Origin of the sequence: Klebsiella sp. CN_Kp097 (assembly GCF_040064495.1) — a bacterium.
In the GTDB taxonomy this organism is placed as follows: domain Bacteria; phylum Pseudomonadota; class Gammaproteobacteria; order Enterobacterales; family Enterobacteriaceae; genus Klebsiella; species Klebsiella aerogenes.
Genome location: NZ_JBEAIL010000006.1, coordinates 222,615 through 244,871, shown reverse-complemented (window position 1 = coordinate 244,871; position 22,257 = coordinate 222,615). Strand labels below are relative to the sequence as shown.

24 protein-coding genes are annotated in these 22,257 nt (G+C 57.0%); 15 read left to right on the top strand and 9 right to left on the bottom strand.

The window, feature by feature from the left end; genetic code table 11:
• Window positions 1–41: 41 nt before the first annotated feature.
• A complete protein-coding gene (gene livK, locus ABLV07_RS09685; RefSeq protein ID WP_348853703.1) occupies window positions 42–1,151 on the bottom strand; it encodes a high-affinity branched-chain amino acid ABC transporter substrate-binding protein LivK in 1,110 nt (369 codons plus the stop codon).
• Window positions 1,152–1,573: 422 nt separating this feature from the next.
• Between livK and panM the strand changes: the two genes are divergently transcribed.
• Window positions 1,574–1,957: an aspartate 1-decarboxylase autocleavage activator PanM gene (gene panM / locus ABLV07_RS09680; RefSeq protein ID WP_032709323.1), complete on the top strand. Its 384-nt coding sequence runs from the start codon at window positions 1,574–1,576 to the stop codon at window positions 1,955–1,957.
• Window positions 1,958–2,384: 427 nt separating this feature from the next.
• Here the strand turns inward: panM and livJ are convergent, their stop codons facing one another.
• The 5 genes from livJ to ftsY all read right to left on the bottom strand — a co-directional run bounded on the left by livJ (window position 2,385) and on the right by ftsY (window position 8,135).
• On the bottom strand, window positions 2,385–3,488 hold the full coding sequence (gene livJ / locus ABLV07_RS09675) for a branched chain amino acid ABC transporter substrate-binding protein LivJ (RefSeq protein ID WP_015369319.1): 1,104 nt from the start codon (window positions 3,486–3,488) through the stop codon (window positions 2,385–2,387).
• A gap of 324 nt (window positions 3,489–3,812) precedes the next feature.
• A complete protein-coding gene (gene rpoH, locus ABLV07_RS09670; RefSeq protein WP_002920815.1) occupies window positions 3,813–4,667 on the bottom strand; it encodes an RNA polymerase sigma factor RpoH in 855 nt (284 codons plus the stop codon).
• Between the two features lie 255 nt (window positions 4,668–4,922).
• Window positions 4,923–5,978 carry a permease-like cell division protein FtsX gene (gene ftsX / locus ABLV07_RS09665; protein ID WP_015369318.1) on the bottom strand — a complete coding sequence of 352 codons (1,056 nt, stop codon included), beginning with the start codon at window positions 5,976–5,978 and terminating at the stop codon, window positions 4,923–4,925.
• The gene (gene ftsE / locus ABLV07_RS09660) at window positions 5,971–6,639 is read right to left on the bottom strand and encodes a cell division ATP-binding protein FtsE (protein WP_348853517.1); all 669 of its coding nucleotides are present in this window, start codon (window positions 6,637–6,639) and stop codon (window positions 5,971–5,973) included. Before ftsE ends, ftsX begins: the two co-directional genes overlap by 8 nt.
• A gap of 2 nt (window positions 6,640–6,641) precedes the next feature.
• Window positions 6,642–8,135, bottom strand: coding sequence for a signal recognition particle-docking protein FtsY (ftsY, locus tag ABLV07_RS09655; protein WP_348853516.1), 1,494 nt, complete (start codon window positions 8,133–8,135; stop codon window positions 6,642–6,644).
• Between the two features lie 193 nt (window positions 8,136–8,328).
• Between ftsY and rsmD the strand changes: the two genes are divergently transcribed.
• Both rsmD and ABLV07_RS09645 read left to right on the top strand, forming a co-directional pair.
• A complete protein-coding gene (gene rsmD / locus ABLV07_RS09650) occupies window positions 8,329–8,925 on the top strand; it encodes a 16S rRNA (guanine(966)-N(2))-methyltransferase (RefSeq protein ID WP_032715233.1) in 597 nt (198 codons plus the stop codon).
• Entirely contained in the window at window positions 8,915–9,193 is a 279-nt protein-coding gene (locus ABLV07_RS09645; RefSeq protein WP_015369314.1) for a DUF1145 family protein, read from the top strand. The genes rsmD and ABLV07_RS09645 overlap by 11 nt, the downstream gene beginning before the upstream one ends.
• Before the next feature lie 15 nt (window positions 9,194–9,208).
• On the opposite strand, the gene ABLV07_RS09640 is transcribed toward ABLV07_RS09645, so the two are convergent.
• Complete coding sequence (locus ABLV07_RS09640) at window positions 9,209–9,568, bottom strand: DUF2500 domain-containing protein (protein WP_045362896.1); 360 nt, start codon at window positions 9,566–9,568, stop codon at window positions 9,209–9,211.
• 141 nt (window positions 9,569–9,709) lie between these two features.
• Between ABLV07_RS09640 and ABLV07_RS09635 the strand changes: the two genes are divergently transcribed.
• Both ABLV07_RS09635 and zntA read left to right on the top strand, forming a co-directional pair.
• Window positions 9,710–10,336 carry a lysoplasmalogenase gene (locus tag ABLV07_RS09635; RefSeq protein WP_015369312.1) on the top strand — a complete coding sequence of 209 codons (627 nt, stop codon included), beginning with the start codon at window positions 9,710–9,712 and terminating at the stop codon, window positions 10,334–10,336.
• A gap of 78 nt (window positions 10,337–10,414) precedes the next feature.
• The gene (gene zntA / locus ABLV07_RS09630) at window positions 10,415–12,622 is read left to right on the top strand and encodes a Zn(II)/Cd(II)/Pb(II) translocating P-type ATPase ZntA (RefSeq protein WP_348853515.1); all 2,208 of its coding nucleotides are present in this window, start codon (window positions 10,415–10,417) and stop codon (window positions 12,620–12,622) included.
• A gap of 330 nt (window positions 12,623–12,952) precedes the next feature.
• Here the strand turns inward: zntA and tusA are convergent, their stop codons facing one another.
• Window positions 12,953–13,198 carry a sulfurtransferase TusA gene (gene tusA / locus ABLV07_RS09625; RefSeq protein ID WP_015703711.1) on the bottom strand — a complete coding sequence of 82 codons (246 nt, stop codon included), beginning with the start codon at window positions 13,196–13,198 and terminating at the stop codon, window positions 12,953–12,955.
• 207 nt (window positions 13,199–13,405) lie between these two features.
• On the opposite strand from tusA, the gene ABLV07_RS09620 reads away from it, so the two are divergent.
• Window positions 13,406–14,071, top strand: a complete 666-nt coding sequence (locus ABLV07_RS09620) for a 7-cyano-7-deazaguanine/7-aminomethyl-7-deazaguanine transporter (protein ID WP_015703712.1) — start codon at window positions 13,406–13,408, stop codon at window positions 14,069–14,071.
• Between the two features lie 73 nt (window positions 14,072–14,144).
• Entirely contained in the window at window positions 14,145–14,702 is a 558-nt protein-coding gene (locus ABLV07_RS09615) for a DcrB family lipoprotein (RefSeq protein ID WP_015369308.1), read from the top strand.
• A gap of 2 nt (window positions 14,703–14,704) precedes the next feature.
• Here the strand turns inward: ABLV07_RS09615 and ABLV07_RS09610 are convergent, their stop codons facing one another.
• Window positions 14,705–15,925 carry an MFS transporter gene (locus ABLV07_RS09610; RefSeq protein WP_020077759.1) on the bottom strand — a complete coding sequence of 407 codons (1,221 nt, stop codon included), beginning with the start codon at window positions 15,923–15,925 and terminating at the stop codon, window positions 14,705–14,707.
• A 338-nt stretch (window positions 15,926–16,263) separates the two neighbouring features.
• Here ABLV07_RS09610 and ABLV07_RS09605 point away from each other — a divergent pair, with 338 nt between their 5' ends.
• Genes ABLV07_RS09605 through ABLV07_RS09570 form a run of 8 tightly spaced genes read left to right on the top strand, consistent with a single transcriptional unit; the run spans window position 16,264 to window position 22,255 of the window.
• A complete protein-coding gene (locus ABLV07_RS09605) occupies window positions 16,264–16,986 on the top strand; it encodes a beta-ketoacyl synthase chain length factor (protein ID WP_348853514.1) in 723 nt (240 codons plus the stop codon).
• On the top strand, window positions 16,983–17,798 hold the full coding sequence (locus ABLV07_RS09600; RefSeq protein ID WP_032709335.1) for a lysophospholipid acyltransferase family protein: 816 nt from the start codon (window positions 16,983–16,985) through the stop codon (window positions 17,796–17,798). Before ABLV07_RS09605 ends, ABLV07_RS09600 begins: the two co-directional genes overlap by 4 nt.
• Window positions 17,779–18,036: a phosphopantetheine-binding protein gene (locus ABLV07_RS09595; protein ID WP_015369304.1), complete on the top strand. Its 258-nt coding sequence runs from the start codon at window positions 17,779–17,781 to the stop codon at window positions 18,034–18,036. The genes ABLV07_RS09600 and ABLV07_RS09595 overlap by 20 nt, the downstream gene beginning before the upstream one ends.
• Before the next feature lie 11 nt (window positions 18,037–18,047).
• Window positions 18,048–18,299 carry an acyl carrier protein gene (locus ABLV07_RS09590; protein ID WP_015369303.1) on the top strand — a complete coding sequence of 84 codons (252 nt, stop codon included), beginning with the start codon at window positions 18,048–18,050 and terminating at the stop codon, window positions 18,297–18,299.
• A gap of 6 nt (window positions 18,300–18,305) precedes the next feature.
• Entirely contained in the window at window positions 18,306–18,887 is a 582-nt protein-coding gene (locus tag ABLV07_RS09585; protein WP_020077757.1) for a hypothetical protein, read from the top strand.
• The gene (locus tag ABLV07_RS09580; protein WP_348853512.1) at window positions 18,884–20,233 is read left to right on the top strand and encodes an AMP-binding protein; all 1,350 of its coding nucleotides are present in this window, start codon (window positions 18,884–18,886) and stop codon (window positions 20,231–20,233) included. Before ABLV07_RS09585 ends, ABLV07_RS09580 begins: the two co-directional genes overlap by 4 nt.
• Window positions 20,220–20,573: a beta-hydroxyacyl-ACP dehydratase gene (locus ABLV07_RS09575; protein ID WP_032713149.1), complete on the top strand. Its 354-nt coding sequence runs from the start codon at window positions 20,220–20,222 to the stop codon at window positions 20,571–20,573. Before ABLV07_RS09580 ends, ABLV07_RS09575 begins: the two co-directional genes overlap by 14 nt.
• Entirely contained in the window at window positions 20,564–22,255 is a 1,692-nt protein-coding gene (locus ABLV07_RS09570; RefSeq protein ID WP_063443101.1) for a glycosyltransferase family 2 protein, read from the top strand. The genes ABLV07_RS09575 and ABLV07_RS09570 overlap by 10 nt, the downstream gene beginning before the upstream one ends.
• The last annotated feature ends 2 nt before the right edge of the window (window positions 22,256–22,257 follow it).

Sequence of the window (22,257 nt, the reverse complement as noted above, 5' to 3'; positions counted from 1 at the left end):
TTCATGCCGCCCGCGCGGTGCGGGCGGTGGGATAACGCGTCTTACTTAGCGACGGTGGATGAACCATCCGCGTGCCACTGGAAGACACCAAATTCAAATCCCTTCAGATCGCCTTTTTCATCCCATTTCAGCGGCCCAATCACGGTCTTCGCGCCGTGAGCTTTCAAATCTTTAATTAAATCCAGCGGCTGCTGGCTGCCGGTTCTGTCCATTGCTTGCGCCAGCGACTGAACGGCGGCATAGGTGATCCAGACGTACGGACCACTCGGATCTTTTTTATCCGCTTTCAGCGCATCAACAATAGCGCTGTTGGACGGATCCTGGTCATAGCGTTTTGGCATCGTCACCAGCATACCTTCCGCCGCCGCGCCGGCGATGTTGGACAGCGAGGCGTTACCGACGCCTTCCGGCCCCATAAACTGCGTTTTCAGGCCGACGGAGCGCGCCTGGCGCAGCATCTGCCCCATTTCCGGGTAGTAGCCACCGTAGTAGACGAAGTCGATATTCTCTTTCTTCAGGCGCGCCAGCAGCGCGGAGAAATCTTTCTCACCGGCGGTAATACCGTCAAAAAAGACGATATTGGCGCCGGCTTTCTTCAGGTTGTCCTGCACGGAACGCGCCAGTCCTTCACCGTACTGCTGTTTGTCATGAATAATCGCAATACGCTGCGGCTTCACCTGTTCGAGGATATATTTCGCGGCGGTCGGCCCCTGGGAAGAGTCAAGACCTGCGGTACGCATAATGTACTGGTAGCCACGCTGGGTCAGTTCCGGGTTGGTCGCCCCGGGGGAGATCATCAGGATGCCTTCATCTTCATAGATGTCAGACGCCGGCTGGGTGGAGGAGGAACAGAGGTGGCCAATAACGTACTGAATGCCATCATTGACGATTTTGTTGGCGACCGCGACCGCTTGTTTCGGATCGCAGGCGTCGTCATATTCGACGCCAACCAGTTTGTCGCCTTTAATGCCGCCGCTGGCGTTAATGTCTTTAATCGCCTGGCGCGCGCCGTTGAATTCCATATCGCCCCACTGGGCAACCGGGCCAGACATCGCGCCGACGACGGCGACTTTAATATCCTTTGCCAACGACGCGTGGGAAATCGCTAATGCAACGACTCCCGCGATGATCGTTTTCGCGTTCCTTTTCATGCTTCAGAACCCCGTTCGTGATGTGATGTAAATGTTTTGTATTTTTATGGTTAAAAAGCATTCTGTGCTTTTGTTAAACAACGCCATTTTTACCATGAACTTTAATGGTTTAGCGCAGTTTTTTACCTGAATTATGATTAAAATCTCTATTTTTCAGGTGATTAAGAAAAGATAATATTCTGGTTTAAGGCGAAGATAAACAAAAAAAAGTCCAGTTCACAGCATAAAATAACGGCATATAAGGCGGAATAAAACGCTACATATCAGATTAAAATTCTGCTTATTTTTCGATCCATAATGTATTGCGCTACCCCCACGCAACCAGGAAAACGAATCCCCTAATGAATGAGTTGAAAACAGCGCCCCGCCGAACGAGAAATTTGAGTACACTGTCGCATCTGTTTTGACTGGAACTGCCGCGTATGAAGCTCACCATTATCCGTTTACAGCACTTCAGCGATCAGGATCGCATTGATTTAGGCAAAATCTGGCCGTCGCAGGATCCTGCGGCGCTGATGCTGGACGATAACCATCGTATTTACGCCGCCCGCTTTAACGAACGTCTGCTCGGCGCCGTACGCGTTACCCTGCGCGGCGTCGAAGGCGAGCTCAGCGATCTGTGCGTGCGTGAAGTCACCCGCCGCCGCGGCGTGGGGCAATATTTAGTAGAAGAGACGTTAAGCGATAACCCGAATATCAATAGCTGGCGCGTTGCCGATAGCGGGGTGGAAGACCGCGGCGTGATGGCGGCATTTATGCAGGCGCTGGGTTTCAGCGCCCAGCAGAATGGTTGGGAGAAGCATTAAACCGTAGCCCCAATAAACGCAGCGTGACCAGGGAAGAACCCGGCGGCGCTTCGCTTAGCCGGGCTACCTGGAAATTGTAGCCCCGGTAAGCGCAGCGCAACCGGGGTCAGACAACGCATCTGCGGCGTGAAAGGCTCCGCAGACAACGCATCTGCGGCGTGAAAGGCGCCCTCACATTTAACCCAGCATTTCGCGTTGCAGGAAGGCGTCAAGACCCGAAATCCCCGGGAGCTTACTTCAGTAAGTGACCGGGGTTGAGGGCCGCAGACAACGCATCTGCGGCGTGAAAGGCGCCCTCACATTTAACCCAGCATTTCGCGTTGCAGGAAGGCGTCAAGACCCGAAATCCCCGGGAGCTTACATCAGTAAGTGACCGGGGTTGAGGGCCGCAGACAACGCATCTGCGGCGTGAAAGGCGCCGGTTAAATTATTTGGCGTCGGTTGCCGTACCGTTAGCATGCCAGGTAAACACGCCGAACTCGAACCCTTTCAGGTCGCCTTTCTCATCCCACGACAGCGGCCCCATGACGGTATCCACCTTCGCCCCTTTCAGGTATTTCGCGATTTCCGCCGGATCTTCAGACTGATTTAACCCCGCCTGCAGCGACTGCAGCGCCGCATAGGTGGTCCACACGAAGGCGCCGCTCGGATCCTGTTTCTTCGCTTTGATAGCATCCACAATCGGTTTGTTTGCCGGAACCTGATCGTAGTTCTTCGGTTTGGTGACCAGCAGGCCTTCTGCCGACTCGCCGGCGATGTTAGACAGGGAAACGTTAGCCACGCCTTCCGGGCCCATAAACTGGGTTTTCAGACCGGCTGCGCGCGCCTGGCGCAGGATCTGCCCCATTTCCGGGTGATAACCGCCGTAGTAGACGAAGTCGATATTTTCTTTCTTCAGGCGCGCCACGAGGGTAGAGAAATCTTTCTCACCGGCGGTGATCCCGTCAAAGAAGACCACGTTGGCGCCGCCTTTCTTCAGGTTTTCCTGAACTGAGCGCGCCAGCCCTTCGCCATATTGCTGTTTGTCATGAACCACAGCGATGCGCTGCGGCTTCACCGTGCCGAGAATATATTTAGCCGCCGTCGGTCCCTGATCGGAGTCGAGACCGGTGGTGCGCAGAATCAGCTTATAGCCGCGCGCCGTCAGCTCCGGCGCGGTTGCCGCCGGGGTAATCATCAGGATGCCTTCGTCTTCATAGATGTCAGACGCCGGCTGGGTGGATGAGGAACACAGGTGACCGATAACGTATTTAATGCCGTCATTCACCACTTTGTTCGCAACAGCCACCGCTTGTTTCGGGTCGCAGGCATCGTCATATTTTACGATCTGCAATTTATTGCCTTTGATACCGCCCTTGGCGTTGATATCCGCTACCGCCTGCTCCGCGCCGGTAAACTCCTGGTCGCCATACTGGGCAACCGGGCCGGACATCGCTCCCACGACGGCAATTTTAATGTCTTCCGCCAGCGCGGAACCGCTCATAATTAAAGCAATACATCCTGCCAGTAACGCTTTACCCTTCATATTCATCCTGAGGCTCCCCATTATTATGGTTTTTGCATTTGTTGTGATGTTGTTTGTCAGCGCATTATTCTGATTTTTTAGTCATAATAAGTGTAGTATGACTGCATTTGGGTCTGCCGCCTGCGCTTTTGCAGCACACTATGCCAAAACATACCCCATTTTTCAGAATTTGAAACAACAATTTGCAAGAGATGTAAAAGTTATGTGACTGAAGCTAAAGGTCGCGACAAATCGCGCGGAGAGGGGAAACGGGTATGACGGGGATATAAAACAAAAAGCCCCCGCTGAAACAGCAGAGGCTTAATTCACTACGGCGCAGAAAGTCGAAGATTAAGCTTCGATAGCGGCGCGTAGTTTTTTCATCGCGTTCTTTTCCAGCTGACGAACACGTTCAGCTGAGACGCCATAACGATCCGCCAGCTCCTGCAGCGTGGACTTGTTGTCCTCGTCCAGCCAGCGAGCGCGGATGATGTCCTGGCTACGCTCGTCCAGGCCCTGCATCGCATCAGTCAGTTTATTAGCAGCCTGCTCTTCCCAGTTATCGTCTTCGATACCGTCGGCAAAGTTAGACGTTTTGTCCTGCAGATAGAGCACCGGCGCCATCGGCTGGCTATCGGATTCGTCATCGGACGACATATCAAAGGTCATGTCCTGCGCTGCCATACGTGATTCCATCTCACGTACGTCTTTGCTCGACACACCCAGCTCGCGGGCAACCATCTCTACTTCGTCCTGGTTAAACCAGCCCAGACGCTGCTTGGTTTTACGCAGGTTGAAGAACAGCTTACGCTGCGCTTTGGTGGTTGCGACTTTAACGATACGCCAGTTACGCAGCACGTATTCGTGGATTTCCGCTTTAATCCAGTGCACGGCGAAGGAAACCAGTCGCACACCCACTTCCGGGTTGAAACGACGTACGGCTTTCATCAGACCGATGTTACCTTCCTGAATCAGGTCCGCCTGCGGCAGGCCATAGCCCGAGTAGTTACGAGCAATATGAACAACAAAGCGCAGGTGAGACAGAATCAGCTTTTTCGCTGCTTCCAGATCGCCCTGGTAATGCAGCTTTTCAGCAAGCTCCCGCTCTTCATCAGCCGATAACATCGGCCAAGTGTTAGCAGCCCGGATGTACGATTCCAGGTTACCAACGGGGGCTAAAGCTAAAGTTTGCATTTCTTTGGTCATTCAAATCCTCTCAATCGATAGTGTCTGACATGATCTTGTCCCCATCAGGCAACAAACATGCCAGCATTTATGAGCAACGAGAATATCACCCACAGTAGTATCAGACAGTGATTTTATCCACAAGTTCCATGCAACGTTGTGAGTAAATTACGCACAAAATGTGACATGGAGATGAAAGATTAGGGAAGAGGCGAACAGGGACTCTTTCCCTGCAGAGAGATATTCAGTGCAGGGAAAGATTATACCAGAAAATTTTTAGTCGGGGGTAAAGTGACGTAAATGTTGCACCGTCGCCAGCCATGCTGCGACCCAGCCAATCATCGAGCAGACGATTAGCATCAGCAGGCATTCATCGAAGCCTAAGCCGCTGAGTTCAAATTTAGTACCAAACACTTTCGCCACTTCGGTCACCGCCGAGGAGAGGCGCATCACCAGAATCTCCGACAGAATCAGCGACAAAAACGCCCCGGCGAAGCCCAGCAGCGCGCCGCCATAGAGGAACGGACGCAGGATGAAACCGTCGGTAGCGCCGATCAGCTTCTGGACGTTAATGGTATCGCGACGGGCGAAGATGCTCAGGCGCACGCTGTTGCCAATCACCAGGAACACCGCGGCGATCATCAGCACGCCGATCATCGCCGACACCCGGCCGACCAGCCCGGTCAGCGACGCCAGGCGCGCAAACCAGCTATCGTCCATGCGCACTTCGTCTACCCCCTGAATACGGGAGACGCGATCGCGCAGGGTGTTAAGCGAATCGGTATTCTGGAAATCGAGCTTCGGCACCACAATCGCTACCGCCGGCAACGGGTTCTCTTCCAGCATATCCAGCGCGCCGCCAAACCCGGACCAGTTGCGGAACTCGCCCAGCGCCTCATCTCGCGACAGGTAATTTACTTTCTCAACGCCCTGCTCCGCCTGCAGTTGGCCAACCACCCGCGCCGCCGCATCGTCATCCAGCGTTTTTTCCAGATAGACGGTGATCTGCGGCGACGGATAATACTGCGACGCCGCGCTGTTGACGTTTTTGTAGACCATATAGCAGACGCTCGGCAGCGTCAGCGAAATGGCGATCACCATGATGGTGAGGAAGGTCGCCAGCGGCGTGCTTTTTAAATCCTGTAACGCGCCGTGCCAGGCGTAGCGCACCTGCTCGTTAAAGACGTTACTCTTCCGCGATGCCGGGTTCGGCGCCGCTTTTGGCCGTTTTGGCGCATTGCGCCCGCCGTTGCCGCCGCCGGTGGCGTTACGGAGACGATCGAACTTGCTGCCGAACTGGCGAATCTGGTTCACTGCGTCGCGCTTATTCACCCCGATGGCCTCCATGCATATGACCGTCGCTTAGCGTCAGGACACGGTACGGACGGCTGGAAATAAGCCCCAGGTCGTGGGTCGCCATCAGTACCGTTACACCTACGCGGTTAAACTCTTCAAACAGACGTAAAATCCCTTCCGAGAGCGCCTCATCGAGGTTACCGGTTGGTTCATCCGCCAGCAGCACCGCCGGCTTGTTGACCACCGCGCGGGCAATGCCCACACGCTGTTGCTCACCGCCGGAGAGTTGGATGGGGAAATTTTTCGCTTTGTCCAGCAGCCCGACTTTATCCAGCGCTGCGGATACGCGGCGGCGAATATCATCGCCGCTGGCGCCGGCGATAATCAGCGGGATCGCCACATTATCGAACACGGTGCGATCCATCAGCAGGTGGTGGTCCTGGAAAATCATGCCGATTTGGCGGCGCAGGAACGGCACCTCGCGGCTCTTCAGGCGGGTGATATCATGGCCGCTGAACAGAATTTTCCCGGCGCTCGGCCGTTCGATACCACAGATAAGCTTCAGCAGGGTACTTTTCCCCGCGCCGGAATGGCCGGTCAGGAACGCCATCTCGCCCTGCTGCAGGTGGAACGTCACCCCCTGCAGCGCTTGTCTCCCACCGAGATAGGCTTTGCTGACTTGTTCAAAGCGAATCATTCTTAATCCTCTCGGGCAAAAAGTGCCTCAATAAAGTCGCCCGCATTAAACGGACGCAGATCTTCAATACGTTCGCCGACGCCAATATAGCGAATCGGAATACTGAACTGGTCAGCCACTGAGAAGATAACCCCGCCCTTCGCGGTTCCGTCAAGCTTAGTCAACGTAATGCCGGTCAGCCCCACGGCTTCGTGGAACAGTTTGGCCTGGCTAATCGCGTTCTGCCCGGTGCTGGCGTCGATGGTTAGCATGACTTCATGCGGCGCGTCGACATCCAGTTTCTTCATTACGCGGACAATCTTCTTCAGTTCTTCCATCAGATGCGATTTATTCTGCAGACGCCCCGCGGTATCGGCAATCAGCACATCAATATTGCGCGCTTTCGCCGCCTGAATGGCGTCAAAAATAACCGAGGCTGAATCAGCGCCGGTATGCTGGGCAATCACCGGGATCTCGTTACGCTGGCCCCAGACCTGTAACTGTTCCACCGCCGCCGCGCGGAAGGTATCCCCCGCCGCCAGCATCACGGATTTGCCCTGCTGCTCAAACTGACGCGCCAGCTTACCGATGGTGGTGGTTTTACCCACGCCGTTAACGCCGACCATCAGAATAACAAATGGCGTTTTCCCTTCAACATTCAGCGGTTCCTCAACTTTCGTCAGGATCTCGCTCATCTCTTCTTTCAGCAGACCGTATAACGCCTCGGCATCACGCAGCTGCTTACGGCTCGCCCCCTCGGTAAGATTGGTAATAATCTTACGCGTGGTTTCCACCCCAACGTCGGCAATCAACAGCTGTTCTTCCAGCTCTTCAAACAGATCGTCGTCGATTTTTTTACCGCGGAACAGGCTGATAAATCCGGACCCCAGATTCTGTTTGGTTTTCACCAGGCTGCGTTTTAAGCGGGCGAAGAAACCTTCTTTGGTCGGTTTTTCCTGCTCCTGCGGCGCCGCTTCCTGAGTTTCCGCTTCTTCTTCTGGCGTCTCTTCTACGCCTTGCGCCGCCAGAGCTTGTGCTTCGAGCTCTTCATCGCTTAGTTCGGCTTCGGGCTCTTCCGGGAGGATCTCATCTTCGATGACCTCAGTCTCCGCGACGATAACCTCTTCCGGCGTCTGTTCAGCGACCGCTTCGGCGATAACCGGCTCGGCTATTACCTCTTCAACCAGCGGTTCAGCGACTTTTTCTTCTACCGCAGGAACAACCGGCGCTTCTTCAACTACGATTTCCGACGCCGCGGTCTCTTCCGCCACCGGATGCGACAGTTCGCTTTCAACAACCTGTTCGGTGACTTCTACGACCTCAGCGGCAAAGGCCTCGGGGTCTTCTTTTACCGTTTCCGCCGCGGGTACGGCTTCCGCAAGCATTTCCGCCGCCGGAGCCTGTTCCGCAACCTCTTGTTGTTCTTCTACTTTTTGTTCTGTTTCGCTTTCCTGAGCCTGTTCTTTTTGCCCAAAGCCCAGCCAGGAAAAGAAGCCACGTTTTTTCTCTTTTGCCATTTGCGACCACACTCCTCGCTGTTTATTCATGGCGCAGCTTCGACACAACCGCTTCAGAAGCTGAAAAAATGATGAAATTAGTTGGATAGTCTATCACTTAACTTAACTCGCATCACCGCCCCCGGATTAAGGTTTCGTCAATGGTCTTCGATCGTTAGAATAGCAGGCTGGAAGTTGAGACTTGAGCAAAGAGATGAAGAAACCAAATCACGCAGGCAGCGGCCAGATCCGCATTATCGGCGGACAGTGGCGGGGCCGTAAATTACCGGTGCCGGAGAGCCCGGGTCTGCGCCCGACCACCGACCGGGTTCGGGAAACGCTATTTAACTGGCTGGCGCCGTCGATGGTCGACGCCCACTGCCTTGACTGCTTCGCCGGCAGCGGCGCGCTGGGGCTGGAAGCGCTGTCACGCTATGCCGCCAGCACCACGCTACTGGAGATGGAGCGCGGCGTCGCGCAGCAGCTACAAAAAAATCTCGCGACGCTGAAAGCCAACAACGGCAAGGTGGTCAACACCAACACGCTGGCGTTTCTCAGCCAGCCGGGTACGCCGCACCATATTGTCTTCGTCGATCCTCCCTTCCGCAAAGGGCTGCTGGAAGAAACGCTCAGCCTGCTGGAAAAAAACCACTGGCTCGCAGATGAAGCGCTGATTTATGTCGAGAGCGAAGTAGAAAACGGACTACCGCCGGTTCCGGCAAACTGGCAGCTGTATCGCGAAAAAGTCGCCGGACAGGTCGCCTACCGCCTGTATCAACGCGAGGCACAAGGAGAAAACCATGCTGATTAATTTAGGCCGCCTGCTGATGCTATGCGTTTGGGCGTTTTTGCTGTTGAACCTGTTTCAACCTTTCCCAAAACCGCTGAATATCTTCGTTAACGTGGCGCTGATTTTTATGATTCTGATGCATGGCCTGCAGCTGACGCTGTTGAAAGCGACGCAGACGAAAGATGCGCCGCCGCTGAGCCGCTTTGAGCAGATTCGTATTTTCATCTTCGGCGTATTTGAACTGGTGGCCTGGCAGAAAAAGCTGAAGGCCACGCTGAAGAAGAAGTAACGGTTAATCGAGGGCTCAGTTATCGGCGACGAACTCGACGAATTTTGAGCCCTTATAGCTCAGCATTCCCCGGTCGCCAACGCTCAGCGCGTGGTATTGCGGCGCATCAAGGCGGAACACCACTTCCAGTCCGCCATTTTCCGGGCGGAAGCTCGCTTCATAACGCATCTCGCTGCCGGCTGGCGTCACCGTCTGCTGGCGCGAGCGGCGATCGTTAATCACCTTTTCCCGCTTATTGCTGACCACCACCCGCTTCTGCAGCAGCGGCGCGGCGTCGTTATCCATTTTCTCCCGGCGCTGCTGCACGTAGCGAAACGAGGCCGCCACCACAATCACCGCGACCACCAGCACAAAAAATAGCGGAACTTTACTCATTTGCGTACCCATAAGAATTATCAGGAATAAGGATAACGCGCATTGAATAACGTTGTCATCTTCTGGCCCAAACCACTACACTGAGATCCGGTACCGTAAGCGTAATCGCTTATTTAATGATAACAGATACAGGGACTTACTATGCTTTGGTCGTTTATTGCTGTCTGTTTCTCCGCATGGCTGTACGTCGATGCGTCCTATCGTGGGCCGGCCTGGCAGCGCTGGGTCTTTAAACCGGTCACCCTGCTTCTGTTGCTGCTGTTAGCCTGGCAGGCGCCGATGTTCAACGCCATTAGCTACCTGGTGCTGGCGGGCCTGTGCGCTTCACTGCTCGGCGATGCGTTAACCCTGCTGCCGCGCCAGCGGGTGATGTACGCGGTTGGCGCATTCTTCCTCTCTCATCTGCTGTATACGATCTGGTTCGCCAGCCAGATGACGCTTTCGTTCTTCTGGCCGCTGCCGCTGGTACTGCTGGTGCTCGGCGCGCTGCTGCTGGCGATTATCTGGACCCGACTGGAAGAGATGCGCATGCCGGTGCTGACCTTTATCGGTATGACTCTGGTGATGGTGTGGCTGGCGGGCGAACTGTGGTTCGTGCGGCCGACCGATACCGCGCTCTCCGGCTTCCTTGGCGCCGCTTCGCTGCTGTTGGGTAACGCCGTCTGGCTGATTAGCCACTATCGCCGTCGCTTCCGCGCCGATAACGCCATTTCCGCGGCCTTCTACTTTGCCGGGCACTTCCTGATCGTTCGCGCACTGTATCTGTAATTTACTGCTTGACTCTGGAGTCGACTCCAGAGTGTATCCTCCGGGTAATGAGAAAATTATCATTACCCGGAGGGTGCCATGTCGACACCAGAATCTCAGGACAAAAAAGTCCCCCAGTTCTCGTCATTCAAATTTACCCCGGCGACAGCGCCCGCGGAAAGCTGCTGTACCGATCATAACTGCGCCGGAGAAACCGCCTCCGCTGAGCAGCCGCTCAATGGCGCCCGCTATAGCTGGCAGGTGGAAGGGATGGACTGCGCGGCCTGCGCCCGTAAGGTGGAGACCGCCGTGCGCCAAATCGACGGGGTCAGCCAGGTACAGGTGCTATTCGCCACCGAGAAACTGCTGGTCAATGCCGACAGCGATATCCGTTCACAGGTTGAAAACGCGGTACGCGCCGCGGGTTATACCCTGCGCGATGCTGACGCGCCGCAGGAAGAGAAACCGCAAGGTTCATGGCTGCAGGAAAACCTGGCGTTATTGAGTCTGGTAGTGATGATGGCGCTCAGCTGGGGGCTGGAGCAGTTTAACCACCCGTTCGGCAAACTGGCGTTTGTCGCCACTACCCTCGTCGGCCTGTGGCCGGTTGCCCGTCAGGCGCTGCGGTTAATTAAAAGCGGCAGCTGGTTTGCCATCGAAACGCTGATGAGCGTCGCCGCCATTGGCGCGCTGTTTATCGGCGCCACCGCCGAAGCGGCGATGGTGCTGCTGCTGTTCCTGATCGGCGAACGACTTGAAGGCTGGGCCGCCAGCCGCGCGCGTCAGGGCGTGAGCGCCCTGATGGCGCTCAAACCTGATACCGCCGTTCGCCTGCGCAACGGCGAGCGTGAGACCGTCTCCCAGCGCGACCTGCGTCCTGGCGACGTGATTGAAGTCGCCGCCGGCGGGCGTCTGCCGGCCGATGGCGAGCTGCTATCGCCGTTTGCCAGTTTTGACGAAAGCGCGCTGACTGGCGAATCGGTACCAGTGGAGCGTAAAGCCGGCGAGCGCGTCGCCGCCGGCGCCACCAGCGTCGATCGGCTGGTGCAATTGAGCGTTATCTCCGAACCGGGCGACAGCGCCATTGACCGGATACTCAAACTGATTGAAGAAGCCGAGGAGCGCCGGGCGCCGATTGAGCGCTTCATCGATCGCTTCAGCCGAATCTACACTCCGGCCATTATGGTGGTCGCCCTGCTGGTTGCCATCGTACCGCCGCTATTCTTCGCCAGCGCCTGGCTGCCGTGGATCTATAAAGGCTTAACGCTGCTGCTGATCGGCTGCCCTTGCGCGCTGGTCATCTCTACCCCGGCGGCGATTACCTCCGGCCTGGCTGTCGCCGCACGGCGCGGTGCGCTGATTAAAGGCGGCGCGGCGCTGGAACAATTGGGCCAGGTGCGCCAGGTGGCGTTCGATAAAACCGGTACTCTGACCATCGGCCAACCGCAGGTCACCCACGTTATCACCACCGCCGACGTTGATGAAAACGGCCTGCTGGCGCTGGCGGCAGCGGTTGAACAAGGCTCCAGCCACCCGCTGGCGCAGGCTATCGTCCGCGAAGCGCAGCAGCGTAAGCTGACTCTTCCCGTTGCGCGCAACCAGCGGGCGCTGGCCGGTTCCGGGATAGAAGCCGAGGTCAACGGCAGCCGCATCTTAATCTGCGCGGCCAGTAAGGCCGCCCCCGCTGAGCATGAGGCACAGATCCAGCAACTGGAGGGCGCCGGACAGACGGTGGTACTGGTGATGCGCGATGATACCTTGCTCGGCATTCTGGCGCTGCGCGATACCCTGCGCGACGATGCGCGTCAGGCGGTGGAAGAGCTGCATCAATTGGGCGTACAAGGGGTGATCCTCACCGGGGATAACCCGCGCGCTGCGGCGGCTATCGCCAATGAACTGGGTCTGCAGTTCCGCGCCGGATTGCTGCCGGCAGACAAAGTGAACGCGGTGATGGCGCTTAACGCCAACGCGCCGCTGGCAATGGTCGGCGACGGTATCAACGATGCCCCGGCGATGAAAGCGGCGACCATCGGTATTGCGATGGGCAGCGGCACCGATGTAGCGCTGGAGACCGCCGACGCGGCGCTGACCCATAACCGCCTCACCGGCCTGGCGCAGATGATTTCGCTGGCGCGCGCCACCCATGCCAATATTCGCCAGAATATCGCCATCGCTTTAGGGTTGAAGGGGATTTTCCTCGTCACGACCCTTCTCGGCCTGACGGGGTTGTGGCTGGCGGTGCTGGCGGATACCGGCGCGACGGTGCTGGTAACAGCTAACGCCCTGCGGTTATTGCGTAAAAAGTAAGGTTGAACCGATATTCCCTGCTCGCGCAGCACGGTTCCAGATCGTTAGGTAGCCCGGATAAGGCGCAACGCGCCGCCATCCGGGGGTATTCCCTGCCCGCGCTGCGCTTAGCAGGGCTACGGTTCTGAGCGTTAGGTAGCCCGGATAAGGCGCAACGCGCCGCCATCCGGGGGTGTTCCCTGCTCGCGCTGCGCTTAGCAGGGCTACGGTTCTGAGCGTTAGGTAGCCCGGATAAGGCGCAACGCGCCGCCATCCGGGGGTATTCCCTGCTCGCGCTGCGCTTAGCAGGGCTGCGGTTCCGGGCCGTTAGGTAGCCCGGATAACGCGGATTCAGTGGCTTTTGCGGATCAGGTAGCGGTACGGCAGGGCTTCGGTTTCCTGCGCCACCAGTTCATGCTCCATAAAGAGGCAAAAACCGGGAATATCGCGGGTGGTGGCCGGATCGTCGGCAATAATCAGCAGGGTCTCGCCCACCGGCATGGTACGCACGGTTTTACGCACCATCATCACCGGCTCCGGGCAGCGGAGCCCAAGGGCGTCCAGCGTATGGTCAGGACTGGAAAAAAGTTCGCTCATTTTTATCTCACTTCAACAAAACGGCCCTAGTTTACCCCCACTTCGCCAGTACGCAAGCCAGGTTAACGTTTGCGCGAAAAACAACCATTGCATTACGCTCGCAACGCAGTATCATGCAGCCGTTTTTAATTGGGTTCCCTCACCCCAACGTTCCGCTCCCGATTCCTTCATTGGTATGAAGCATGACGGGCATAAAAAGGTCACAATATGAATCCCTTTACTACCGTACAGCGTAAGAAAGCGCTCGTCTGGCTTTCGCTATTTCATCTGCTGGTGATCACCTCCAGCAACTATCTGGTCCAACTGCCGATCTCCATTTTTGGTTTCCATACCACCTGGGGGGCGTTCAGTTTTCCCTTTATTTTTCTCGCCACCGATCTGACGGTGCGCATTTTCGGCGCCCCGCTGGCGCGACGCATCATCTTCGCAGTGATGATCCCGGCGCTGATTATTTCCTATGGCATTTCGGCGCTGTTTTATATGGGCGAGTGGCAGGGCTTTGCCGCGCTGGGCACCTTTAATCTGTTCGTCGCCCGTATCGCCGCCGCCAGCTTTATGGCTTATGCGCTGGGGCAAATTCTCGACGTCCACGTTTTCAACCGCCTGCGTCAGAATCGTCGCTGGTGGCTGGCACCGACGGCGTCGACCCTGTTCGGTAACGTCAGCGATACCCTGGCCTTCTTCTTCATCGCCTTCTGGCGCAGCCCGGATCCGTTTATGGCCGCCCACTGGGGAGAAATCGCCACGGTCGACTACTGCTTCAAAGTGCTTATCAGCATTGTCTTCTTCTTGCCGATGTACGGCGTGCTGTTGAATATGCTGTTGAAAAAACTGGCGGATAAATCTGATTTGTCGGCATTGCAGCCAGGTTAAAGGTACTCGCTAACGGTTGTGATAAGATAACCGGATGAGCCGTTAATGGCCGTTTATCGAAAGGAAGATGTCAATGCGCAATTTGGTTAAATATGTCGGTATTGGCCTGCTGGTTATGGGGCTTGCGGCCTGTGATAACAGCGATTCAAAAGCGCCGACCGTCGGGGCGGCAGCAGAGAGCAATACCAGCGGCCAGGCGATTAGCCTGCTGGATGGTAAACTGAGCTTCACTCTGCCCGCGGGCATGGCCGACCAGAGCGGTAAGCTCGGTACCCAGGCCAACAATATGCATGTCTATTCTGACGCCACCGGCCAGAAAGCGGTGATTGTGATTGTCGGCGACAACACTAATGAAGATTTGGCGGTGCTGTCCAAACGTCTGGAAGATCAGCAGCGCAGCCGCGACCCGCAGCTGCAGGTTGTGTCTAACAAATCGATTGAGATTAAAGGCCACACCTTACAGCAACTGGACAGCATCATCTCCGCCAAAGGTCAGACCGCGTGGTCTTCCGTACTGCTCGGTAAGATCGATGACAAATTGCTGACCCTGCAGGTCACTCTGCCAGCGGACAACCAGCAGCAGGCGCAGACCGAAGCGGAAAGCATCGTCAACACGCTGGTCATTAACTAATTTTATTGCCCTGATGCAGCGGCCTCCGGTTCAACCACCGGGGGCCGTTTTTTTAACCGCCAGCCCAACAGTAGCGCGGCCATCACCAACCCTGCAGCCGCCAGATAAATCGTCGGTATCCCGGTCCACGCCATCAAAAGCCCGGCCAGCGGCCCGGTTATCCCCAACGACAAATCCATAAATACAGTATAGGTCGCCAGCGCCGAGCCCTGATTATGCTGCGGTACGGCTTTTACCGCCACCACGCCCAGCGCCGGGAAGACTAGCGAGAACCCCGCGCCGGTGAGGAAAGTCCCGACTTTCGCCATCAGCGGCGTCTGTGCAAAGCCCACCAGCAGCAGGCCAATAACCTCCACGCTAAAACAGAGCATCGCCACGTTCAGGCCGCCAAGGCGGTTAATACCGTTGGGGAAAAGCAGCCGCGTGCCGACAAACGCGCAGCTGAACAGCGTTAACGCAAAGGCCGCGCCGTCCCAGCCTTTCGCGTCATAAAACAGGGTAATAAAGGTCGCGATAACCCCAAAGCCGGCAGAAGCCAACGCCAGCGCCATGCCGTAAGGCCAAACCCGGCCCAGCACCGCGCGAAATGACATCGCTTTCCCTTTCGTTGCCTTCACCGCCGTTCGCGGTAGCGCGCAAATGATAGCCACCAGAGCAACCGCCATAATGACCATCGCCAGGCCGCTGAGGCCAATATATGAATAGCACAGCACGCCCAGCGGCGCGCCCATCGCCATCGCGCCGTAGGTCACAATGCCGTTCCACGAAATCACCCGCCCGATATGCAGCGAGCCGACAACGCCTACGCCCCATAGCGTCGACCCCGTGCCGGCAAAGCTCTGGCCAATGCCGAGGATCGCTCGTCCAAGGCATAACAGCAGCAGACTCAGCAGCGGCCAGCTGCTGCTCCAGGCTGCCAGCAGGTAGCTCAAACCACTCAGGAAACAGCCGCACAGGCCGAAAACGACAATCTTTTTCGGCCCGAGCAGATCGGCGTAGCGCCCGGCGTGCGGTCGGCTCAGCAGCGTGGCGAAATACTGCAGACTAATCACCAGCCCGGCCCAGAAGGCGCTAAAACCCATCACATCGTGAACGTAGCCCGGCAGAACCGCCAACGGCAGGCCGATAGTGAGATAGCTGGCAAAGTTGAAAATAACGACGGAGACAATCCGCAGATTAAGGCGCAGTCCATTGAGCGCCGGTTCGGCGACGGGTTCGGGCATCAGGTTCCACCAGATATTGGCAACAGATATCTACTATTTACCATGTCCGGTCGGTAATTGCAGTTCCCGCTATTGGCGCCATCTATTCAGCGGAATTATCATCCTTTATGGGGAGATTAACGCAATAAATTGCACTAAGCGGTGAAAATACCGAAAATACAGCATTATCTCATCGCAAAGTTTTGCGCTGCGGATATGCTTGGCGTCACCCTTAGCTGGCGAGGCTGATTTTCGGTTGCAAAGCCCCCAATTAACGGCTTCGTGATGGTTATCGCCGGGTTTCGGGTTCTATAAACGTCGCGATCATAGAACTACAGGCTTACCGCGGACGCGCGTAGATGAATTTTACCCTGAACATAATCGACTGGCAGGCGAGAGCGCCTGGGCTTTGCGAAGCCGAACAGTGGCAGCAATGGTCACGGTATTCGCACACCATCGATCCGGCGGCCCCGGCGGCCAAACTCAACGAACTGCCAATGATGACCGCTCGCCGACTTAGCTCCGGCAGCAAGCTGGCGGTTGAGTGCGGGCTGGCGATGCTGCGCCGCCATGAGATCGACGCCGTTCTCTATACCAGCCGTCACGGCGAGCTAGAGCGCAACTATCGGATCCTCCACGCCCTGGCGATGGAGCAAGCGGTATCGCCTACCGATTTCGCCCTATCGGTACATAATTCCGCCGTCGGTAATCTGACGATTGCGGCCAAAAAGCCCATTGCGTCGTCATCGCTTTCTGCCGGGCGCGACACTTTCCAGCAGGGATTATATGAAGTCATGGGGCTTCTGCAGGCAGGTTATCAACGCGTGTTGATGGTTGATTTTGATGGTTTTCTGCCGGAGTTTTACCATTCGCAGCTGCCGACGGCTATGCCGACCTGGCCCTATGCGACGGCCTGGGTTATTGAGTCCGGCGGCGAATGGCAGTGCCAGGCCGAGCGCCATGATGCCGTTCCTGAAAGCCCCCTACCGCAAAGCCTGCTGTTTTTACGGCACTATCTGCAGAATTCCCATACGTTCACCCTGCCCGGCGAGCGCGTGCAGTGGCGCTGGAGCCGCGCATGACGCCGCTTTTCCAACGGTTAAATCGCCTGTGGCGCGCGGCGATGACCGGTTTTTGTTTCGCGCTGTTTGGCGTCGGTGGGCTGCTGCTCTCGCTGATCTGGTTCAATCTGCTGCTGATCGTGGTGCGCGATAACACCCGCCGTCGTCGTCTCGCGCGGCGCAGCATTTCCGCCAGCTTTCGCGTTTTTCTTAACGTCGTGAAAGCCGTCGGCGTACTGGACTACCAGATTAAAGGGCGCGAGATTTTACGTCAGGAGCGCGGTTGCCTGGTGGTCGCTAATCATCCCAGCCTCATCGACTACGTGATGCTGGCCTCGGTGATGCCGGAAACCGACTGTCTGGTGAAAAGCGCGTTGCTGAAAAACCCATTTGTCAGCGGCGTGATCCGCGCGGCGGATTATTTGATTAACGATCGCGCCGATACCCTGCTTCCGGCCAGTCGGCAACGCTTACAGCAGGGCGATACTATTTTGATTTTCCCGGAAGGAACCCGAACGGTGCCGGGAGAAAAAATGCAGCTGCAGCGCGGCGCGGCCAATATCGCCGTGCGCTGCGGCAGCGATTTACGCGTTGTCGTTATCCGCTGTACCGAGCATATGCTGGGCAAACAGAGCAAATGGTACGACCCGCCGCGAACGAAACCGTTATTTACCGTTGAAGTCGGAGAACGGCTACGAATAGACCAATTTTACGATGCCAACACACAAGAACCGGCGCTGGCCGCACGGCAGTTAAACCGGCATATTTTGCTTAAATTAGAATCAGGCGTTGCGCCTGAAACAGGAATTAATGATGGAAGCGCTCTATCTTGAAATTAAAAATCTAATTATCAGTACATTGAACCTGGACGAGTTGTCCGCTGATGATATCGACACCGATGCCGCGCTGTTTGGCGATGGTCTGGGTCTGGACTCCATCGATGCGCTGGAGCTGGGTCTGGCGGTGAAAAAACAGTACGGCGTGGTGCTGTCGGCAGAAAGCGAAGAGATGCGCCAGCACTTCTTTTCCGTCGCCACGCTGGCATCCTTTATTCAAGCGCAGCGTGCCTGAGGAGAACCGTTATGACCGAACAAAAAGCTATTTACGAAGAAGTCTCCGCGCTGCTGGTGAAGGTGTTTGAAATCGATCCGCAGGATATTAAACCTGAGGCCCGCCTGTACGAAGACCTCGAACTGGACAGCATCGACGCCATCGACATGATCGTCCATCTACAAAAGAAAATCGGCAAGAAAATCAAGCCAGAAGACTTTAAAACCGTACGCACCGTGCAGGACGTGGTCGATGCGGCGGATCGCCTGCTGAAAGAAGCGTAATTCACCGTGTCGGGCATCCGCTCGCTGCCGGTCGTTTCAATTATGACGGGGTTATTACTGCTGGCCTGGCCATTTTTGATCTGGTTTGGCCTCGCGCATAACAGCCTGCCATGGCTGTTGCCGCTAATGGCGCTACTGCTGTTTTTACGCTTTCGCCAGACCCGGCGACAGTCAGGGCCGTTGAGCGTGGTCACTCAGATCGTTGCGGTAGCCGGCATGACGCTGTGCATTGCCAGCTACCTGCTAAAGACCCATCAGCTACTGCTATTTTACCCGGTGGTGGTGAGCGGCGTAATGCTGGCGGTGTTTGGCGGTTCGCTGTGGTCAAGTATGCCTGTAGTCGAGCGCCTGGCGCGGTTGCGGGACCCGGTTCTTCCTGAGCGAGCCGTGCGCTACACCCGCCGGGTCACCCAAATCTGGTGCGCCTTTTTCATCGGCAACGGCGGTATAGCGCTGGTTACCGCGTTATACGGCGATATGTCGCTATGGACGGCGTGGAACGGCATGATTTCCTATCTGCTGATGGGCATGTTGATGGCCGGAGAGTGGCTGGTGCGCCAGCGGGTGATTAAACGAGATAAACCATGATGCAGCCCCTCACGCTGGCCCAGTGGCTCAGCGCCCCGCGTCCGCCGCAAACGCTGATTGCGTGGCAGGAAGCGCACAGCTGGACGCTGGCGCATCTGCGCTATGATGTCGCTCACCTGCTTAACAACCTGCAACAACAGCCAGGCAAGCGTTGGGCGCTCTGTTTTGACAACAGCTACCTGTTTTTGGTCGCGCTGTTGGCCACGCTGCATGCGGGGAAAACGCCAGTGCTTCCTGGCCATAGCCGAGCGGCGCTATTACACGAACAGCGAGCGCTTTTCGACGGCATCCTGAGCGATAAAACGCTGCCATGGCGCGGGCCGCTGCGGGTTATCCAGTCCGCCATGGCGACCGCATCCCACGAATACGCATTCCCGGCGATCGGCGATAACGCCTGCATTGAGCTTTTTACCTCCGGTTCTACCGGTGAACCAAAGCGAATTAGTAAGCCCGTTAAGAGTCTCGACCGCGAGGCGGCGCTGATAGCCGCGCACTATGCCGGGCGCCTGACAGGCAGTCGGGTAGTGGCATCGGTCGCGCCGCAGCACTTGTACGGCCTGACGTTCCGTCTGTTCCTGCCAATGGCGCTGGGGTTGCCGCTGCACGCGGCGATGATTGAGTACGCCGAGCAGTTGGCGGCATTAAGCCATGACCATCATTATTTATTTATCAGTAGCCCGGCTTTTCTCAAACGTCTCGACTATCGGCTTACCCCGCCGCCGGTCGCGATGATTTTGTCCGCCGGCGGCAAGTTGCCCTGGCAGGATGCCGTGCACACCGCTAACTGGTTCAATACCTGGCCGGATGAAATCTACGGCAGCACGGAAAGCGGGGTTATCGCCTGCCGCCAGCGCCTGCAAGATAATGCGCCGTGGCAGCCGTTCCCCGGCATCCGCTTTCAGCCGCAGGGCAACACAATTCGTCTATTTTCGCCGCTTATCGCCGACGATAACGGCCTGGTTATCGATGATATTTTGCATTTCAATGAAAGCGGTCAATTCCAGCTGGCAGGTCGTCGCGACCGGGTAGTGAAAATTGAAGAGAAGCGCATTTCGCTAAGCGAAGTGGAATACCGGTTACTGCAACTGGATGGCATTCTTGAGGCCGCCGTCCTGTCGATTACCCGCGGCAGCCGCCAGAGCGTTGGCGCGTTGTTAGTGCTCGATCATGACGCCCGTCGCCGCTGGGGGAAAAGCCAGGAATTACAATGGCGGAAAGCGCTGCGCGCCTCGCTGGAACCTGTGGCCATCCCTCGCTACTGGAGGGTGGTTGACGAGATCCCCGTTAATAGCATGAATAAGCGTGTCTACGCGCAATTACAGGAGTTCTTTCATGAAGCCCCATGAAATTGAGCGCCGTCAGCCGCAAGCCGATCGGGTTGAAATCGTGCTCTCTCTCGACCCGGCGCTATTCTGGTTTCGCGGCCATTTTGCCGTGCAGCCGCTGCTACCCGGCGTCGCACAGATCGATTGGGCGATGCATTACGCCACCCGCCTGCTCGTGCCCGGCTGGCGCTTTCATGACATTCAGAACGTGAAATTTCAGTCGCCGCTGCTGCCGGGCGCGATCGTCACGCTCACCCTGACATGGCAGGAGGCGCGCCAGACCCTGACCTTTAGCTATCAGCGCCACGACGGTGAAACCCGGCACACCGCCAGCAGCGGGAAAATTCGCTTATGCCGCTAGCTTTCTCTCCCTGCGTGCTGATCCCCTGCTATAACCACGGCGCCATGATGCCCCGGGTGCTGGCGCGCCTGCAGCCCTTTGGCCTGCCTTGCATCGTGGTGGACGACGGCAGCGATAGCAGTACGCGGCAGCAGTTGGAGCGGCTGGCGGCGGAAACCGCCAATCTGACCTTAATCCGCTTACCACACAACGCGGGCAAAGGCGCAGCGGTGATCCGTGGACTACAGGCCGCAGCGCAAGCCGGGTTCAGCCACGCGGTGCAGGTCGATGCCGATGGTCAGCACGCCATCGAAGATATTCCGCAACTGTTGGCGCTGGCGCAGGCCCATCCCGAAGCGCTGATTTCCGGCCAACCGATTTACGACGACTCCATCCCGCGTTCCCGCCTCTACGGGCGCTGGATAACCCACGTCTGGGTATGGATTGAAACGCTGTCGCTGCAGTTGAAAGACAGCATGTGCGGTTTTCGCGTCTACCCGGTGACGCCAACGCTACAGCTGGCGCAGCGCGTGTCACTCGGCCAGCGAATGGATTTTGATACCGAAGTGATGGTGCGCCTCTACTGGCAGGGAAATACCAGCTATTTTGTGCCAACCCGCGTGACCTACCCGCCGGACGGTTTGTCGCATTTTGATGCCATCAAAGATAACTGCCGCATCTCGCTGATGCACACGCGTCTGTTCCTCGGCATGCTGCCGCGGATCCCCTCGCTGTTGTTTCGCCGCGCCTCGCCGCACTGGGCGCGTCAGCAGGAGGTAAAAGGATTATGGGGAATGCGCCTGATGCTACTGGTGTGGCGGCTGCTGGGGCGCAAGGCGTTCTCGCTGCTGCTTTATCCGGTGGTCGGCGTGTACTGGCTGACGGCCGCGACGGCCCGCCGTGCTTCGCAACAATGGATAACCCGCGTGCGCGAACAGCTCGCCGCGCGCCAGATGCCGATACCGCCAACGCTAACCAGCTATCGGCACTTCCAGCGCTTCGGCGAGGCGATGCTGGATAAAATCGCCAGCTGGCGCGGCGAATTGCAGTTCGGCCGCGACGTGGTTTTTACCGCAGGCGCCGAGGAGACGCTAAATATCAGCGATCCGCGGGGGAAGCTGCTGTTGGTTTCGCATCTCGGCGATGTCGAAGCCTGCCGCGCGCTGGCGCAACTACAGGGCGGCAAAACCATCAACGCTCTGGTATTCAGCGAAAATGCGCAACGTTTTAAACAGATTATGACGGAAATGGCCCCTCAGGCCGGGCTCAACCTGATGCCGGTGAACGATATCGGCCCGGATACCGCCATCCTGTTGCAAGAAAAGCTGGATCGCGGCGAGTGGATCGCGATTGTCGGCGACCGTATTGCGGTTAACCCGCAGCGTGGCGGCGAATGGCGTGTCTGCTGGAGCCGTTTTATGGGGCAAGCCGCCCCCTTCCCGCAGGGGCCATTTATCCTCGCCGCCATTTTGCGCTGCCCGGTTAATTTGCTTTTCGCTCTCCGCCAGCAGGGCAAACTGCGCATTTACTGCGAGCCGTTCGCCGACCCGCTGCTATTACCGCGCGCCGATCGCCAACAGGCATTGCAACACATCATCGACCGCTACGCCGAACGGCTGGAACACTACGCGCTGCAGTCGCCGCTCGACTGGTTTAACTTTTTCGATTTCTGGCGTTTGCCGGATCCCAAAGACAAGGAGTAAAG

What these genes read in the sequence shown, in the direction of transcription:
- ftsE (WP_348853517.1), bottom strand. Translation starts at nt 6,639, where the DNA reads ATGATTCGCTTTGAACAAGTCAGCAAAGCCTATCTCGGTGGGAGACAA.
- zntA (WP_348853515.1), top strand. Translation starts at nt 10,415, where the DNA reads ATGTCGACACCAGAATCTCAGGACAAAAAAGTCCCCCAGTTCTCGTCA.
- ABLV07_RS09615 (WP_015369308.1), top strand. Translation starts at nt 14,145, where the DNA reads ATGCGCAATTTGGTTAAATATGTCGGTATTGGCCTGCTGGTTATGGGG.
- panM (WP_032709323.1), top strand. Translation starts at nt 1,574, where the DNA reads ATGAAGCTCACCATTATCCGTTTACAGCACTTCAGCGATCAGGATCGC.
- ABLV07_RS09610 (WP_020077759.1), bottom strand. Translation starts at nt 15,925, where the DNA reads ATGCCCGAACCCGTCGCCGAACCGGCGCTCAATGGACTGCGCCTTAAT.
- ABLV07_RS09645 (WP_015369314.1), top strand. Translation starts at nt 8,915, where the DNA reads ATGCTGATTAATTTAGGCCGCCTGCTGATGCTATGCGTTTGGGCGTTT.
- ABLV07_RS09575 (WP_032713149.1), top strand. Translation starts at nt 20,220, where the DNA reads ATGAAGCCCCATGAAATTGAGCGCCGTCAGCCGCAAGCCGATCGGGTT.
- tusA (WP_015703711.1), bottom strand. Translation starts at nt 13,198, where the DNA reads ATGAGCGAACTTTTTTCCAGTCCTGACCATACGCTGGACGCCCTTGGG.
- ABLV07_RS09570 (WP_063443101.1), top strand. Translation starts at nt 20,564, where the DNA reads ATGCCGCTAGCTTTCTCTCCCTGCGTGCTGATCCCCTGCTATAACCAC.
- ABLV07_RS09620 (WP_015703712.1), top strand. Translation starts at nt 13,406, where the DNA reads ATGAATCCCTTTACTACCGTACAGCGTAAGAAAGCGCTCGTCTGGCTT.
- livJ (WP_015369319.1), bottom strand. Translation starts at nt 3,488, where the DNA reads ATGAATATGAAGGGTAAAGCGTTACTGGCAGGATGTATTGCTTTAATT.
- ABLV07_RS09605 (WP_348853514.1), top strand. Translation starts at nt 16,264, where the DNA reads ATGAATTTTACCCTGAACATAATCGACTGGCAGGCGAGAGCGCCTGGG.
- ABLV07_RS09590 (WP_015369303.1), top strand. Translation starts at nt 18,048, where the DNA reads ATGACCGAACAAAAAGCTATTTACGAAGAAGTCTCCGCGCTGCTGGTG.
- ABLV07_RS09595 (WP_015369304.1), top strand. Translation starts at nt 17,779, where the DNA reads ATGGAAGCGCTCTATCTTGAAATTAAAAATCTAATTATCAGTACATTG.
- ftsY (WP_348853516.1), bottom strand. Translation starts at nt 8,135, where the DNA reads ATGGCAAAAGAGAAAAAACGTGGCTTCTTTTCCTGGCTGGGCTTTGGG.
- rsmD (WP_032715233.1), top strand. Translation starts at nt 8,329, where the DNA reads ATGAAGAAACCAAATCACGCAGGCAGCGGCCAGATCCGCATTATCGGC.
- ABLV07_RS09580 (WP_348853512.1), top strand. Translation starts at nt 18,884, where the DNA reads ATGATGCAGCCCCTCACGCTGGCCCAGTGGCTCAGCGCCCCGCGTCCG.
- ABLV07_RS09640 (WP_045362896.1), bottom strand. Translation starts at nt 9,568, where the DNA reads ATGAGTAAAGTTCCGCTATTTTTTGTGCTGGTGGTCGCGGTGATTGTG.
- livK (WP_348853703.1), bottom strand. Translation starts at nt 1,151, where the DNA reads ATGAAAAGGAACGCGAAAACGATCATCGCGGGAGTCGTTGCATTAGCG.
- ABLV07_RS09600 (WP_032709335.1), top strand. Translation starts at nt 16,983, where the DNA reads ATGACGCCGCTTTTCCAACGGTTAAATCGCCTGTGGCGCGCGGCGATG.
- ABLV07_RS09635 (WP_015369312.1), top strand. Translation starts at nt 9,710, where the DNA reads ATGCTTTGGTCGTTTATTGCTGTCTGTTTCTCCGCATGGCTGTACGTC.
- rpoH (WP_002920815.1), bottom strand. Translation starts at nt 4,667, where the DNA reads ATGACCAAAGAAATGCAAACTTTAGCTTTAGCCCCCGTTGGTAACCTG.